This is a genomic window from Streptomyces sp. NPDC093801, from assembly GCF_040701585.1.
GTDB lineage: Bacteria > Actinomycetota > Actinomycetes > Streptomycetales > Streptomycetaceae > Streptomyces.
Window position 1 is genome coordinate 197,775 of the sequence record NZ_JBFBDP010000002.1, and the last position, 13,440, is coordinate 211,214.

Here is a 13,440-nt window from a genome sequence, read left to right on the forward strand (position 1 = left end):
CGGGCGGCACGGTGCGCCGGCCCTAGCGCGGCGCGGGGCGCTGGGGCGCCAGGGTCCCGCTGTCCTCCAGGAGGACCCGCAGGGCGTACTCGGCGGTCCGGTGCCGCAGGAACACCTGCGCACGGGTGCCGGCGGCCAGGTTCCGGGCCGCCGCCGCCCCCACCCGGGTGGCGTCGTCCCGGGTCTCGCGCCAGCCGTGCGCGGTGCGCCGGACGGTGCCGTCCCAGGCGGTGTGGCGGGCCATCCAGAACCACCCGGTCCCGGCGCGGCAGCACCCCCAGACCACCGAGTCGAGACCGGCGTCCTCCCCGCCCTGCCCGTGCGCCTGTGTCTCCCGCGTCACGTGCGTCCCCCCGGTTTCGGTCCTGGTTCGGACCGCAGGCTAGGTCAGGGCGGCGGGCGCCTGGGAGTCCGGGTTTCGGCCAACCTGGAGGGCGTTCGCGCCGGGGTGCCCCGGAGGCGGGTCAGCCGGCGCCGGGGGCCGGAGCGGCGGAGGCCGGGGCCGCCGAGGCCGGGGCCGCCGTGGGGGACGGACCCACCGGGGACGGGCTCGCCGGGGACGGGCTCTGCGTGGGGTCCGCCGGGGACGGGCTCTGCGTGGGGTCCACGGTGCAGACGACCTCATCGCGCGGGGTGTAGTGGGTGCGGAACGTCTGCCGCCCGACCTCCAGGCCCCGGCGGACGAACACCCGGTCCACCGCCACGTCGAAGCCCTCGAGCGGGGTCTGCGCCTCGCAGTCCGGGCCGGAGGCCCGGCGCGCGCCCGGCGGGGTGACGTTCGTGCGCGGGCCCTGGGTGGCGCGCACCTCGTCGTACTTCTTCGTCCCGAGCAGGGTGATCGTCACCGAGGTGTCGGTGGACTCGGCCCGGACGGTGAGCGGGTGGCCGGAGTCGTTCCTCCAGCGGAGGTCGAGGGTGCCCCAGGCGACCGTGGCCTCGCGGCCCTCGGGGTAGCGCTCGATGTAGAAGGAGTGCGCCCCGTGCTCCACGAGATCGACGCCCGCGAAGAACGCGGCGTTGTACATGGCGGTGGCCACGCTGGAGACGCCGCCGCCGGGCGCCTTCACGTACCGGCCGTCGTTGATCATGATGCCGTCGACGAAGCCGTTCTCCCGGGTGCGCTCGCCCACGGTCCCGTTGAAGCTCCACGTCCCGCCCGGGCGGACCACCGATCCGTTGATCAGCTCGACGGCCCGCCCGATGTTCGCGGTCCGGTACGGGGCGGCGGGGAAGTGGACGGTGAACGAGGACACCTCCTGCAGGCCCGCCACCGCGCCGGCCGCGCCGGCCGCCCGTCCGGCGGCCGCTCCGGCGGGCGCGGGCGCCTCGGCTCCGGAGGCGTCACCGGCCGGGATCAGCAGCGTGAGGCAGAGGCCGAGTGCGGCGGCTCCCGCCATCGCGGGCAGGCCGATCCGGCCGTGGTCCGTCAGGCGGTGTGCGCTGCGCATGTCTCTCCCGGTGGCGGTGGATCTGGTACGACCGCAGTCAAGGATCCAGCGATTTTGGTCAAAAGGGACAAAAATGTGCCCGTTCTCACGCCGGGAGGTCCCGGAAACGGAAGCCGGGCGCCGCAGGGCTCCGGACCGGGGGCCGGTCCCCGGGGGTCCCGCCGGGGGCGCTAGCGTGATCGTCATGTACGCGATCAAGGGCGTGAACGCCACGCCGGGCGGGCGGATCACCGTCCACTTCCACGACCACGGCTACGCCGTGAAGCCGGACCAGCGCGAGGAGTCCCTCGCCGAGACCCTCCTCGGCGAGGGGGCCGGATGCGTCACCCTCCTGGTGATGCTCGCCTCGCTCGGCGCCTTCACCGTGCTCCGCAAGACCGGGGCGCCGGAGGCCGCCGTCGACGCCTCCATGTGCGTGTTCCTGGTGGCGCTCTGCTACGGCGCCCTCATCGCGCTGCTGAACTGGGCCGGCGGCGTGATCGCGGGCATCGCGATCTTCCTGTTCGCCGTCGCCACCTTCCCGGCCCTGCTGATCCCCGGCTACCGGCGGGCCCTGCGGCGGCGCCGGGGCGGCCGCCGCGCCCCGGAGAGCGAGCCGGGCTGGGTCCCCGCCGCGGCCCTCGCCGGGCTGTGGCACCAGCCCGACCAGCGCGGCGGCAGCGTGGTGACGGTCCAGCTCGCCGACGGGTCCGTCACCGCCTACGTCCCCGCGCCCGAGCAGGCGCACGACCTGTACGCCCGCTTCGACGCCCTGCTCCGCAGCGCCCGGCCGGCCCCCGGGCAGCCCGTGCAGCACCGGTCCTGGCGCTGACGTCCGGCCCGCGCAGCGCCTACAGCGCCGCGACGAGCGCGGGCAGCGCCCGCATGTCGTGGAAGACGGTGGTGCCGGGGCCCTCCAGGCGGGCCGCCGGGGTCAGCCCGCCGGCGTAGCCGAGGGAGCGCATGCCGGCGGCCCGGGCGGCGCGGACGCCGGGCCCGCTGTCCTCGACCACGACGCAGGCAGCCGGGTCCACCCCCATCCGCCGGGCCGCGTGCAGGAACAGGTCGGGCGCCGGCTTGCCGCGGGCCACCTCGGTGGCGCTGTAGATGCGGCCGGCGAAGCGTGCGTAGAGCCCGGTGCGGCCGAGGGTGTGGCGCATCTTGTCGTGCGAGCCGCTGGAGGCGACGCAGGTCGGCAGGGTGAGGGCGTCGAGGGCTTCGGGCAGGCCGTCGACCGGGGCGAGTCCGGCGTCCACGGCCTCGCGGTGCAGCTCCTCGAACCTCTCCGACCAGATCGCGGCCGTCTCCTGGCCGAGCCGGTCCGCGATCTGCTCCCGGATCGCGGCGTGCGAGCGTCCGATGAACCGGTCGACGACCTCCTCCTCGGTCAGCGGCCACCCCCATGCGGCCCCGAGGGCGACCTGTACGCGTGCGGCGATCCGCTCGCTGTCGACCAGGACCCCGTCGCAGTCGAATATGACGAGTTCTATGGGCTTGATCATCTCCGCAGGATAGGGGCACGGCCGACGCGCCCCCGTGGACACCGGCGGGCCGGAACGCGTCGACGAGCCGGGCGGCGTCGGCCGGATCGAGCTCTGCACCGCCGAGCGCGCCTCCGCGAAGGAGTTCCACGGCAGCGTCCCGTCCCGGGAGACCCGTGACGTGCCCATGGGCGAAGGCCTCGTCCACAGCATCCCCTGCCCTGCCGGCGGGGCAGGGCGGACCGTGCGCGGCGGCATCCGGCAACCGGGCCAGGAGCACCGGGACGCCGGATCGGCCCCCGAACGGCACCCGTACGTCGAGGTCGAGCACTGCGACGCCGCGCTCGCGCGGGCCGCGGAGGCCGGGGCCGCCGTCATCATCCCGGCCGTGGACGCCCCGGGGGTGGGACGCATCGCGAGGGTGCCCGACCCGTTCGGGACGCCGTGCGCGGTCGTCGCCGGCGGCACGGCCTGAACCGGTGGCGGGCTCGCGGGCGGGGACGGCTCAGCCGGCGGGCAGGCGCATGCCGAGCCGGGTGCCCAGGGCGCGGGCGGTGGTGCGCACCTCCTCGCCGGTCCGCCCCTCGGCGACGGCGCCGAGGACGGCGAGGGCGAGCACGGCCTCGCGGTAGGTGAGCACCGGCAGCCGCTCGGGCCCGGCGTCGGCGTCCGCGTCGAGTTCCTCGGCCACGATGTCGGTGTAGAGATCGTCGAGTGTCACGCGGTACCCAACGCGCCGCCCGTCCGTCGGTTACTCCGGCCGGGCGGCCCCGGCCGGAGGGGCCCTCACTCCGGGGGCGCGTCGGCCGGCCGCGCCGTGACGACCCGGTCCGCGTAGCGCGCCAGCCGGGCCCGCAGGTCCTCGCGCGTCAGGCCCTCCGGACCGGCCAGCCGCTCCACGAGATCGGCCCGGGTGGCGGCGAGCAGGGCGTGGGCGGTGAACCCGGGGTCGGTGAGCCCGGGGATCCGCTCCAGCACCGACCGCAGCAGGGCGTGCCAGTCCTCGTAGTGCCCGGCCCGGTAGGGCGTCGTCCCGCCCCCGCCGGCCTCCAGGGCGAGGGCGAGGCGGCGGTTGTCGAGCTTGAAGCACAGCAGCGCGTCGAGGAGGGCGGGTACGCGCTCCTGTGGCGGGGTGCCGGGCCCGAGCGGCACAGGCCCGGCTTCCACGGCCTGGCGGACGGGTTCGAGCCGGGCCTCGTACAGCGCGCGCAGCAGCCCCGCGCGGTCGCCGAAGGCACGGAAGACGGTGCCCTTCCCGACCCCGGCGGCGGCCGCGACGTCGGCCATGGTGAGGTCCTCGGGGCTCTGGGCGCGGGCGAAGAGGGCGTCGGCCGCCTCCAGGACGGCCCGCTGGTTGCGGGCGGCGTCCTTGCGGGTCTTGCGCTCGGGTTCGGGCACGCGGCTCCTCCAATTGAAAAACGGACCCCGGGTCCGTATCTTTGAAGCGGACCCACGGTCCGTATTCTATGAGACGGAGGACAGCCATGCCCGAACCCGGTCTTCCACCCGGACCCGCCCCCACCGCCCCGGCGGAGCTGTACCGCCACGGCCTGCGGCTGCTGCTGGCCGGGGACATCCCCGGCTGGGTGGCCCTGTGGGCCGAGGACGGGGTGATGGAGTTCCCGTTCGCACCCCCGGGACGGCCGCGGCGGCTGGAGGGGCGGGAAGCGGTCGCCGCCTACATGCGCCCCTACCCCGACCACATCGACCTGCACGACTTCCCCGAGGCCGACCTGAGGATCCACGAGACCGCCGACCCGCGGACCATCGTGGCCGAGATGCGCGCCACCGGCCGGCTGGTGCGCAGCGGACGGCCCTACGACATGACGTACATCGCCGTGGTCACCGTCGACGACGGCCGCATCACCGCCTACCGCGACTACTGGAACCCCCTCGCCGTCCTCGAACCCGGCGACGAACCCGCCAGGAGCAGCCGATGACCGCCCCGCACGCCAGCCCCTCGCCGGCGACCGGCACCACCCTCGTCATCGGCGCCACCGGCACCACCGGCAGCCGCGTCACCGCGCGGCTGGCCGCCGCGGGGCACGCGGTCAAGGCGGCCGGACGCAGCGGCGCCGCCGTCGCCGGAGCCGAGCCGGTCCGCTTCGACTGGTACGACCCGGGCACCCACGACACCGCCCTCGACGGCGTCGAGCGCCTCTACGTCATCCCGCCCGTGGGCGATCCCGACCCCGCGGCCTCCGTCCTCCCGTTCCTGCGCCGGGCCCGCGCCCGCGGGGTGCGCCGCGCGGTGCTCCTGAGCGCCTCCTCCATCCCGGAGGGCGGCCCGGCGGCGGGCCGGGTGCACGCCGCCCTGCCGGGCCTCTTCGACGAATGGGCGGTGCTGCGGCCGTCCTGGTTCATGCAGAACTTCACCGGAGACCACCTGCACGCCCGCGGCATCCGGGCCGACGGCGTCCTCGTCACCGCCGCCGGGGGCGGCCGGGTCGGCTTCGTCGACGCCGACGACATCGCGGCCGTGGCGGTCCACGCCCTCACCGACCCGCGGGCTCCCGGCACCGACCTCGTCCTCACCGGCCCCCGGGCCCTGAGCCACGACGACATCGCCGCCGTCCTCACCGAGGTCACCGGCCGGCCCGTGGTCCACCGCCCCCTGCCCCACGCGCAGATGCGCGAGCGGCTCGCCCGGCTGATGCCGCCCGCGTTCGCCGCGATGCTGGCCGACATGGACCGGGCCATCTCCGAGGGGGCCGAGGACCGCGTGACCGACACCGTCGAGCGCCTCACCGGCCGGCCCGCCCGCACCTTCCGCGAGCACGCCGAACGGGCGCTCCTCGAACAGGCCGGGGGTCCGGTCAGCCCGGGTAGGTGATCGAGCCCAGCGGCGGGCAGGCCAGGAGCACGGCGCCGGCGCCGGGACGTTCGACGAAGGCCCGGGCCTCGGCCTCCAGTTGGCGCCGGGTGTCCCGGTCGTCGGCGTGCCGGGCGTCGGACACGGCGCGGGTGTGGTCCCAGGACCCGTCGATGAGGCCGAGGCTGGTGTTGCCCGCACTCCGCCCGAATTCCGCCTTCAACGCCGCCTGCTGGAGGGCGGTCTGGAGCGCGGCCAGCTCGATGCGGGTGATCAGGAGGCCGGGGGTGTGCGGCGCACGGGTCGGCAGGGGGGCCTGCGGGAGCGGGGACACCCCGGTGTCCAGGCGGCCGATGTTGTCGACGGTCGCCTCCCGGGCCTCGCTCACCATGATCTGCATCTCCCGGTGCAGCCAGACGAGTTCCTCGAAGTCGCCCTGGGTGATGCGCATCCGCTCGTACGTGACACGGAAGCGGGGATCCTGGTGCAGCGGCCGTATGGAGGGGATGTGGAGGGCCACGCAGTCGTTGTAGCCGGCCGTCACCGCCGCGTCGAGGTGGTACAGGGCCCGGTTCAGGTCGCCCTGTGCGACGGCCAGGTCGCCGAGGTTCGCGTGGCACGCGGCGGCGAGCCACGCACCGTCGGGGCCGAGCGGCGCGGCCCGGGCGGTCACGTCGTGGAGGCCCGCGGCGAGATCGCCCCGCCGCGGGGCGCCGGCCAGGCAGGTCACCAGCAGATCGTGAAGACGGGCGGTCAGTGAGTCGACGGTGTCGGCCATGGATCTCCTCGGTCGCAACGGGCAAGAACGAAACGGGCGTTCAGGCTAAGCCAGGAGGCCGCGCGTGTGCGCGGCGGTCGGCCCGGGAGGTACCTGCGGCGGACCTACAATGCCGGGGGGCCGTGAACGCGCGGCCCGGGGCGACGACGGGGGACGGAATGACGCTGCTGCGCGCTCGCGCGGCCGGGGCCGCCGCGGTGGGGCCGGCGTGACCCGGCCGGTGCACGGTGCCCTGCACCACGTGGAGATCTGGGTGCCCGCACTGGAGCGGGCCGTCACCTCCTTCGGGTGGCTGCTGGAATCCCTGGGCTACACGCCCTTCCAGAGCTGGAGCGACGGCCGGAGCTGGCGCCTCGGAGCGACCTACCTGGTCTTCGAGCAGTCGCCCGCCCTCACCGCGGAGCGGCACGACCGCTGCCGGCCCGGGCTGAACCACCTGGCCTTCCACGTCGAGGGCCGCGACGCCGTGGACGCGCTGGCCCGCCGGGCGCCGGAACACGGCTGGACCCTGATGTTCCCCGACCGCCATCCGCACGCCGGCGGGGAACGGACCTACGCCGCCTATCTGGAGAACGCGGACGGTTTCGAGGTCGAACTCGTCGCCGTCGACGCACCCGGACCGGCACCGGCGCCCGCGACGCACCAGCCCTGAGCCGTACCGTCCGTCCCGCCGGGTTCCGCCCGGGCCGCCGTCCGGAACCCGGACACCCTCTTCCGCGAAGCCCCTGGCACCGGAGCGCCCGGCCCTCCACAATTGAGCCGAACCGGGCCATGGGGGAGGCGCTGATGAGCCGGGCTCTGCGTGTCGGCATGACGCTGGGCGGTGTCGTGGTGGTGGCGGCGTGCGTGCCGCTGTTCGCCCCGTACTACTCCACCGTCCTGGTGTGGGAGCTGCGCAAGCTCTTCGCCTGGCTGGCCCTGCCGCTGCTGGCCGCGGGCGGCGTCCTGCTGGTCTGGTCGCTCCAGCGGCTCGTGCGCAGGTGGCGCGGCAAGACCGTCGGCCAGAGCGACGTGGCGGCGACCCTCGGCTGTCTGGGTGTCCTCGCCGGCCTCGTCCTCGCGGTCGGGTGGATGATCTACGGCGCGTACCTCCAGGACCGCGCCTACATGCAGGCCACCCAGGTCGTGACGGACCCCGTGCCCGGGCTGGCGCCCCGCGCCCCGTTCCTCGTCGGCAAGGCGCAGGCCGCCCCGCACCTGGGCGATGTCACCGGCGAGATCGCCGACATCACCTATCTGCCCGACTCCGACCGCTTCGCCACCCTCGTCGAGCGGAGCGGCTGGCTGTCGGGGTACGAGGTGGGCCTCGAACAGGACGTCCCGCTCGGCGGCACCAGCCGCTCGCAGCAGCGCTGCGCCTTCGACGTGGACGTGGCGGACGCGCGCATCAGCGGCTGGTTCGACCACAACCTGGGCCGGAAGATCTCCGAGCAGAAGCGCTGGGTCCGCTTCAAGGCCGGCGACGCCTACGTGACCTGCTCGGGCGAGACGCCCATCGTGGTCGTCCCCCTCAAGCGCCAGACCGGGTTCCTCGTCGTCACCGAACGGCCCGCCGGGGTCGCGCTCTACAACGGCCGCACGGGCAAGGTCACCATCACCACCGACACGGAAGCCGTCCCGGGCCCCTCCTACCCCGTCAGCCTCGCCGCCCGGCAGCGGGAGGCGGTCGCCGCCGTCGGCAGCTTCACCGACTGGTGGTTCGAACGCAGCGGCTGGGACGCCTCGGAGGACGGTGCGAACGCGGGCAACGACTCCGAATTCACCCTGCGCTACGGCGACTCGAGCGGACGCAGCGCCTACGTCACCCCCCTCACCCCGCAGGGCGAGGCCAGCTCCGTCGTCGCCGTCGCGACGGTCCCGGCGCACTACCAGGGCAGCGGGCTGGCGCCCCTGACCGTCCACCGGCTCGACCCGACCTGGTCCTCGCCGAAGGCGATCGTCGCCCTGATCAAGGCGGAGTACCGGGACGTCTGCTGCTACAACGACGACCAGGTGTTCGAGGTGGTCCCCACCGGCGGCACCACCTGGACCGCGACGATCGGCAGCGAACAGGACATCCGCTACCGGGTGGAGGGCCGGGGCCAGGTCGCGGGCCGCGAGGCGACCTGCCTGAAGGCCGCCGACGGCACGCTCATCAAGTGCGCGTACGCGGCACCCGGCTCCCCGGAGGAGCAGGAACTCAAACGGCGCGACGAGCAGAAGCAGAAGGACAAACCCCGGACCGATCCACCGGACCTCGGCGACCTCACCGGCTACACCCCCGAGCAGCTGGCCGAACTGAACCGCCGCATCACCGAAGAGGTCAACCGCCGCCTCAAGGGCGGCGGCTGACCGGGACCCCGTCGCCCCGCGACCGCGCGCCCTGATCCGATGGGGCCTGGAGGACGGCGATGCCCAGGGGGCGGGTGCCTGCGGGGAGGCGCCGGGTGGTGCCGTCGGTGAGGTCGACGACCGTCAGCCCGTTCCAGTGGCCCTCGCGCGTGTAGCCGCCGGTGACGTAAGCGGTCCGGCCGTCGCGGGACACCGCGACGTCCTCGTGCGGGCCGTCCAGCGGGTACACGCGCTCCTCGCCGCCGGGCGAGCGGACGGTCAGGGAGGGGCCCCTGCCCTCCTCCACGGCGCCGGTGCCGACGACGAGCAGCCGGCCGTCGGAGGTGAGGGCGGTCCCGTGCTGGTGCGTGTCGGCCGTCATCGGCTCCACCGCGACCGCTCCGCTGCGCGGGTCCACCACGGCGAGCCGCTCCCCCTCGAAGGGCAGCAGCAGCCGGCCGTCCCCCGGGCGGACGACCGCGTAGTGCGGCTTGAGCCAGGAGCCGAGGCCGCCCTCGGTGCCGTACGGGGCGACCTCGATCCGGCGCGCGGCGAGCGTACCGGCGTCGACCACCGTGACGTCGAAGGAGTCGTGGCCCGTCACGTACACCTCGCCGCCGTCCCGGGCGACGTCCACGTCGAAGGGGCGGCGGCCCACGGGCACGGTGGCGGTGACCTTCCGCGCGGCGGTGTCGATCACCTCGAGCACGCCCCGGCGGCCGGGCACGTTGACGCCCACGTACGCGCGCGAGCCGTCCGGCGAGAGCGCGATGCCCATGCCGCCTCCCCGGTACTCGCCGGTGCCGGCGGGACCCGTGCCGGTGGTGTACGGGATCCGGGCCACGCCGGCCCGGGCCCGGGTGTCGACCACCGCCACGCCCTCGGCGGTCGCCACCCAGGCGAGGCCGTCCGGCCCGACGGCCAGCCCGTACGGCGCCGTGCCGACCGTGACGGAGCCGACCGGGCCGCGCCGGGGATCGACGAAGGTGACGGTGTCCGCGCCGAAGTCGGCGACGAGCAGGGTCCCTCCGGGAGTGGGCAGGCCGCCGGGCAGCGGCGTCCCGCTCGGCGCGGGCGGTGCCGCAGCCCGGTCCGCGGCGCTGCCGGAACCGGCGGCCGTGCAGCCGCCCAGCAGGGCGGCCACGGCCGGCACGACGGCCAGCAGCGACCGCGCCCGCCGGCCCGTCCCGGTACGGGTCCGGGGCCGGACCCGGTGGCTCACCGGGCGCTCCGGCCGTCGCGGCCGGAACGCTCCTGCGCCGCGCCGAGGAGCCGCGCCAGGCCGCCGAAGCCGCGCCGCACGGCGTGCTCGTGCGCCGTCACCCCCTGGGAATCGGCCAGCCAGGGGTCCGCTCCGGCGGCGAGCAGCAGCCGGACGACCTCCTCGTGGCGCCGGCCGCCGTCGCCGAGGACGACGGCCTCCAGCAGGGCGGTCCAGCCGAGCCGGTTGACGTGGTCGACGTCGATGTCCGTCTCCGCCAGCACGGCCCGGACGTAGGCGACGTGCCCCCGCTCGGCGGCCGGGATGACGCTGATCCCGCCGAACCGGTTGCGCTGCGTCAGATCGGGCCCGGCCGGGAGCAGCGCCCGCATCATGCGGACGCTGCCGGTCACCCCGGTGACCAGCCAGGGGCTGTCCTCGCGGGAATCGGGGGCGTCGGGGTCGGCGCCGGCGGCGACCAGGACCTCGGCGGCGGCGACGTGGTCGCCGAGCGCCGCGAGCAGCAGCGGTGTGCGGAGTTCCGCGTCACGGGTCTCCGGAGCGGCGCCGGCGGCGAGCGCGGCGCGCACCGCGTCCGCGTCCCCGGCCCTGGCGGCATCGAGCAGCAGTCGGTCGTGCGGGTTCATGCCCCCATCGTGCTCCGGCCCGAAGCGGCCGGGGGTCCCCCCGAGGTCTGCGCCTCCCGGCACACCCGGCCGACCCGCCCGTCATCCGATCGGCTGATCCGCGCGGCACCGCCACCCGCTATGCGTGTTGTCCCGGGACGCCCGGCACCGCACCTCGCCGCGTTGCCGGGGCACCCGGGTACGTCCAGTACCAGGGAGCCTCTCCGCCGTGCGATGCACGGCACCGGACGCCGCGGCCTCGACCGGCGAGACCCGGAAGAGACGGCCTGGCCGCGCCGGTCAAGGGGCCGCCGGCGCCGCGCCCACCGGCGGGTGAACCGCCTCCGAAGATCGCTTCCGGGTGCGGCGGGCAGGTCCAGACTGGCCCCGTCAAGCCCCGGCCGGCCGGGGCGCCCCGTGACGGAAGGCGGACGGAACCCATGGCGAACGGCACGGTGCTGCTGGCCCTGCGCGAGGACCCCCTCGGCGGCGGGGTGAGCGCCGAACAACTGCGCCGGATCGGCAAGGAACTCGAGGCCCGCGGACTGGAGCTGCGCCGGGCCGCCGATGCGCGGGACGCCCGGGCGATGCTCCAGACGGAGGCGGGCATCGCCGCCGCGGTGGTGGCCTGGGAGCTGCCGCGCCCCCCGGCGGCCGCCCCGGCCGCGGACGCGCCCGACGTGCCCACCGGCGGGGCCGAGGTCCTGGACCGGATCCGGCACCGCTTCAAGGACCTGCCGGTCTTCCTCCTGATGACCGACAGCTCCGACCACGACCTGGAGCACCTGCCGCTGTGGGTGTCGGAGACCGTCGTCGGCTACATCTGGCCGCTGGAGGACACCCCCGCCTTCATCGCCGGCCGGGTCGCGGCCGCCGCCCACACGTACACGAAGGAGCTCCTGCCGCCGTTCTTCCGCGCCCTGCGCCGCTTCGAGGACGCCCACGAGTACTCCTGGCACACCCCGGCCCACTCCGGCGGGGTGGCGTTCCTGAAGTCCCCGGCGGGGCGGGCCTTCTTCGACTACTACGGCGAGCGGCTGTTCCGTACGGACCTGTCCATCTCCGTGGGCGAGCTCGGCTCGCTCTACGAGCACTCCGGGCCCATCGGCGAGGCAGAGCGCAACGCCGCCCGCGTCTTCGGCGCCGAGCGCACGTACTTCGTGCTGCACGGGGACTCCACCTGCAACCGGATGGTGGGCCACTACAGCGTCACCTCCGACGAGATCGCCCTGGTCGACCGCAACTGCCACAAGTCCGTCCTGCACGGCCTGGTCGTCTCCGGCGCCCGCCCCGTCTACCTCGTGCCCACCCGCAACGGCTACGGACTGGCCGGCCCCGTGCCGCCCACCGCCACCGACCCGGCCGCGGTCGCCGCCCGCATCGCCGCCAACCCCCTCGCCGCGGGAGCGGTCTCACCGGACGCCCAGTACGCGGTCGTCACCAACTCCACCTACGACGGCCTGTGCTACGACACCCCCGCCACCGCCCGGGCCCTGGCGGCCAGCACGCCCCGCCTGCACTTCGACGAGGCGTGGTTCGCCTACGCCCGCTTCCACCCCCTCTACCGGGGCCGCTACGGCATGGCCGTGGGCCCGGACACCTTCGAGGGCGCCGACCGGCCCACCGTGTTCGCCACCCACTCCACGCACAAGCTGCTCGCCGCGCTGTCCCAGTGCGCCATGGTCCACGTACGGCCCGCGCCCCGGGCGCCCGTCCAGCACGAGCGCTTCAACGAGGCGTTCATGATGCACGGCACCACCTCCGCCTTCTATCCCGGCATCGCCTCCCTCGACGTGGCGACGGCCATGATGGACGGGCCGCAGGGCCGGTGGCTGATCGACGAGGCCGTCACCGAGGCGATCCGCTTCCGGCAGGCCGTCGTCCGCACCGGCCGCCGCATCGCGGAAGCGGGCGACCGCCCCGACTGGTTCTTCGGCGTCTGGCAGCCCGATACGGTCACCGACCCCGCCACCGGTACGCGCGTCGCCTTCGCCGACGCGCCCGCCGGCCTGCTGGCCGCCGAGCCCGCCTGCTGGCAGCTCGAACCCGGCGCCGCCTGGCACGGATTCCCCGACCTGACCGACGGCTACTGCCTCCTCGACCCCGTCAAGGTCACCCTCACCTGCCCCGGCGTCAGCGCCGCCGGCGAGACCCTGCCGTGGGGCATCCCCGCCCGGGTCCTCACCGAGTACCTCGCGGGCCGCGGCATCGTGGTCGAGAAGACCGACAGCTACACCACCCTCATCCTGTTCTCGATGGGGATCACCAAGGGCAAATGGGGCACCCTCATGGACGCCCTGATGGACTTCAAGGCCCTCTACGACGCCGACGCCCCGCTGGACCGGGTCCTGCCCACCCTCACCGAGCGCCACCCCGGCCGCTACCGGGACACCACCCTGCGCCACCTGTGCGCCCGGATGCACGAGCACCTCACCCGCGGCGCCTTCATCCGGGCGCTGGACGAGGCCTTCCAGGAGCTCCCCGAGCCCGTGCACCCGCCCCGGCACTGCTACCAGCAGCTCATCCGGGGCGGTACCGAGCGCCTGCGCCTGGCCGATGCCGCCCACCGGATCGCGGCCGCCATGGTGACCGTCACCCCGCCCGGCATCCCCGTCCTGATGCCCGGCGAATCGCTCGGCGGCCCGGACGGCCCGCTGCTGCGCTACCTGGGCGCCCTGGAGGCCTTCGACCGGGCCTTCCCCGGCTTCGGCAGCGAGGCCCACGGCGTCACCGTGGACCCGGAGACGGGCGACTACCTGATCGAGTGCCTGCGCACACCGCGGTAGCCGGCCGGCACCGGGCCGG

Annotated in this window: 14 protein-coding genes and 1 pseudogene; 7 read left to right on the forward strand and 8 right to left on the reverse strand. The window is 75.4% G+C overall.

Features of this window, described 5'->3' with window-relative positions; all coding sequences use genetic code 11:
• Nucleotides 1-22: 22 nt before the first annotated feature.
• Nucleotides 23-343 carry a hypothetical protein gene (locus tag AB0469_RS02735; RefSeq protein WP_366449486.1) on the reverse strand — a complete coding sequence of 107 codons (321 nt, stop codon included), beginning with the start codon at nt 341-343 and terminating at the stop codon, nt 23-25.
• A gap of 121 nt (nt 344-464) precedes the next feature.
• A pseudogene (locus AB0469_RS02740) lies at nt 465-1,259 on the reverse strand (VanW family protein); the annotation flags it as partial.
• Between the two features lie 373 nt (nt 1,260-1,632).
• On the opposite strand from AB0469_RS02740, the gene AB0469_RS02745 reads away from it, so the two are divergent.
• Nucleotides 1,633-2,259: a hypothetical protein gene (locus tag AB0469_RS02745; RefSeq protein WP_366449487.1), complete on the forward strand. Its 627-nt coding sequence runs from the start codon at nt 1,633-1,635 to the stop codon at nt 2,257-2,259.
• A gap of 19 nt (nt 2,260-2,278) precedes the next feature.
• On the opposite strand, the gene AB0469_RS02750 is transcribed toward AB0469_RS02745, so the two are convergent.
• On the reverse strand, nt 2,279-2,929 hold the full coding sequence (locus AB0469_RS02750; RefSeq protein WP_366449488.1) for an HAD family hydrolase: 651 nt from the start codon (nt 2,927-2,929) through the stop codon (nt 2,279-2,281).
• A gap of 34 nt (nt 2,930-2,963) precedes the next feature.
• Here AB0469_RS02750 and AB0469_RS02755 point away from each other — a divergent pair, with 34 nt between their 5' ends.
• Nucleotides 2,964-3,383 (forward strand): hypothetical protein, encoded by a 420-nt coding sequence (locus AB0469_RS02755; RefSeq protein WP_366449489.1) that lies wholly within the window; start codon nt 2,964-2,966, stop codon nt 3,381-3,383.
• A 30-nt stretch (nt 3,384-3,413) separates the two neighbouring features.
• On the opposite strand, the gene AB0469_RS02760 is transcribed toward AB0469_RS02755, so the two are convergent.
• Together AB0469_RS02760 and AB0469_RS02765 are read right to left on the reverse strand one after the other, a co-directional pair.
• Nucleotides 3,414-3,629 (reverse strand): hypothetical protein, encoded by a 216-nt coding sequence (locus AB0469_RS02760; RefSeq protein WP_366449490.1) that lies wholly within the window; start codon nt 3,627-3,629, stop codon nt 3,414-3,416.
• Between the two features lie 65 nt (nt 3,630-3,694).
• Nucleotides 3,695-4,306, reverse strand: a complete 612-nt coding sequence (locus AB0469_RS02765; RefSeq protein WP_366449491.1) for a TetR/AcrR family transcriptional regulator — start codon at nt 4,304-4,306, stop codon at nt 3,695-3,697.
• An 86-nt stretch (nt 4,307-4,392) separates the two neighbouring features.
• Between AB0469_RS02765 and AB0469_RS02770 the strand changes: the two genes are divergently transcribed.
• Nucleotides 4,393-4,848: a nuclear transport factor 2 family protein gene (locus tag AB0469_RS02770; protein ID WP_366449492.1), complete on the forward strand. Its 456-nt coding sequence runs from the start codon at nt 4,393-4,395 to the stop codon at nt 4,846-4,848.
• Entirely contained in the window at nt 4,845-5,741 is an 897-nt protein-coding gene (locus tag AB0469_RS02775; RefSeq protein WP_366449493.1) for an NAD(P)H-binding protein, read from the forward strand. Before AB0469_RS02770 ends, AB0469_RS02775 begins: the two co-directional genes overlap by 4 nt.
• Here AB0469_RS02775 and AB0469_RS02780 read toward each other — a convergent pair.
• Nucleotides 5,725-6,498, reverse strand: a complete 774-nt coding sequence (locus tag AB0469_RS02780; protein ID WP_366449494.1) for a hypothetical protein — start codon at nt 6,496-6,498, stop codon at nt 5,725-5,727. The genes AB0469_RS02775 and AB0469_RS02780 overlap by 17 nt on opposite strands.
• 208 nt (nt 6,499-6,706) lie before the next feature.
• Here AB0469_RS02780 and AB0469_RS02785 point away from each other — a divergent pair, with 208 nt between their 5' ends.
• Together AB0469_RS02785 and AB0469_RS02790 are read left to right on the forward strand one after the other, a co-directional pair.
• Nucleotides 6,707-7,150 carry a VOC family protein gene (locus tag AB0469_RS02785; RefSeq protein ID WP_366449496.1) on the forward strand — a complete coding sequence of 148 codons (444 nt, stop codon included), beginning with the start codon at nt 6,707-6,709 and terminating at the stop codon, nt 7,148-7,150.
• Nucleotides 7,151-7,284: 134 nt separating this feature from the next.
• On the forward strand, nt 7,285-8,829 hold the full coding sequence (locus AB0469_RS02790) for a hypothetical protein (RefSeq protein WP_366449498.1): 1,545 nt from the start codon (nt 7,285-7,287) through the stop codon (nt 8,827-8,829).
• Here the strand turns inward: AB0469_RS02790 and AB0469_RS02795 are convergent.
• On the reverse strand, nt 8,813-10,030 hold the full coding sequence (locus AB0469_RS02795; RefSeq protein ID WP_366449499.1) for a YncE family protein: 1,218 nt from the start codon (nt 10,028-10,030) through the stop codon (nt 8,813-8,815). The two genes, AB0469_RS02790 and AB0469_RS02795, sit on opposite strands and share 17 nt — an antisense overlap.
• Complete coding sequence (locus AB0469_RS02800) at nt 10,027-10,656, reverse strand: ankyrin repeat domain-containing protein (protein WP_366449500.1); 630 nt, start codon at nt 10,654-10,656, stop codon at nt 10,027-10,029. The genes AB0469_RS02795 and AB0469_RS02800 overlap by 4 nt, the downstream gene beginning before the upstream one ends.
• Before the next feature lie 419 nt (nt 10,657-11,075).
• Between AB0469_RS02800 and AB0469_RS02805 the strand changes: the two genes are divergently transcribed.
• Nucleotides 11,076-13,421: an Orn/Lys/Arg decarboxylase N-terminal domain-containing protein gene (locus tag AB0469_RS02805; protein ID WP_366449501.1), complete on the forward strand. Its 2,346-nt coding sequence runs from the start codon at nt 11,076-11,078 to the stop codon at nt 13,419-13,421.
• Nucleotides 13,422-13,440: the final 19 nt, after the last annotated feature.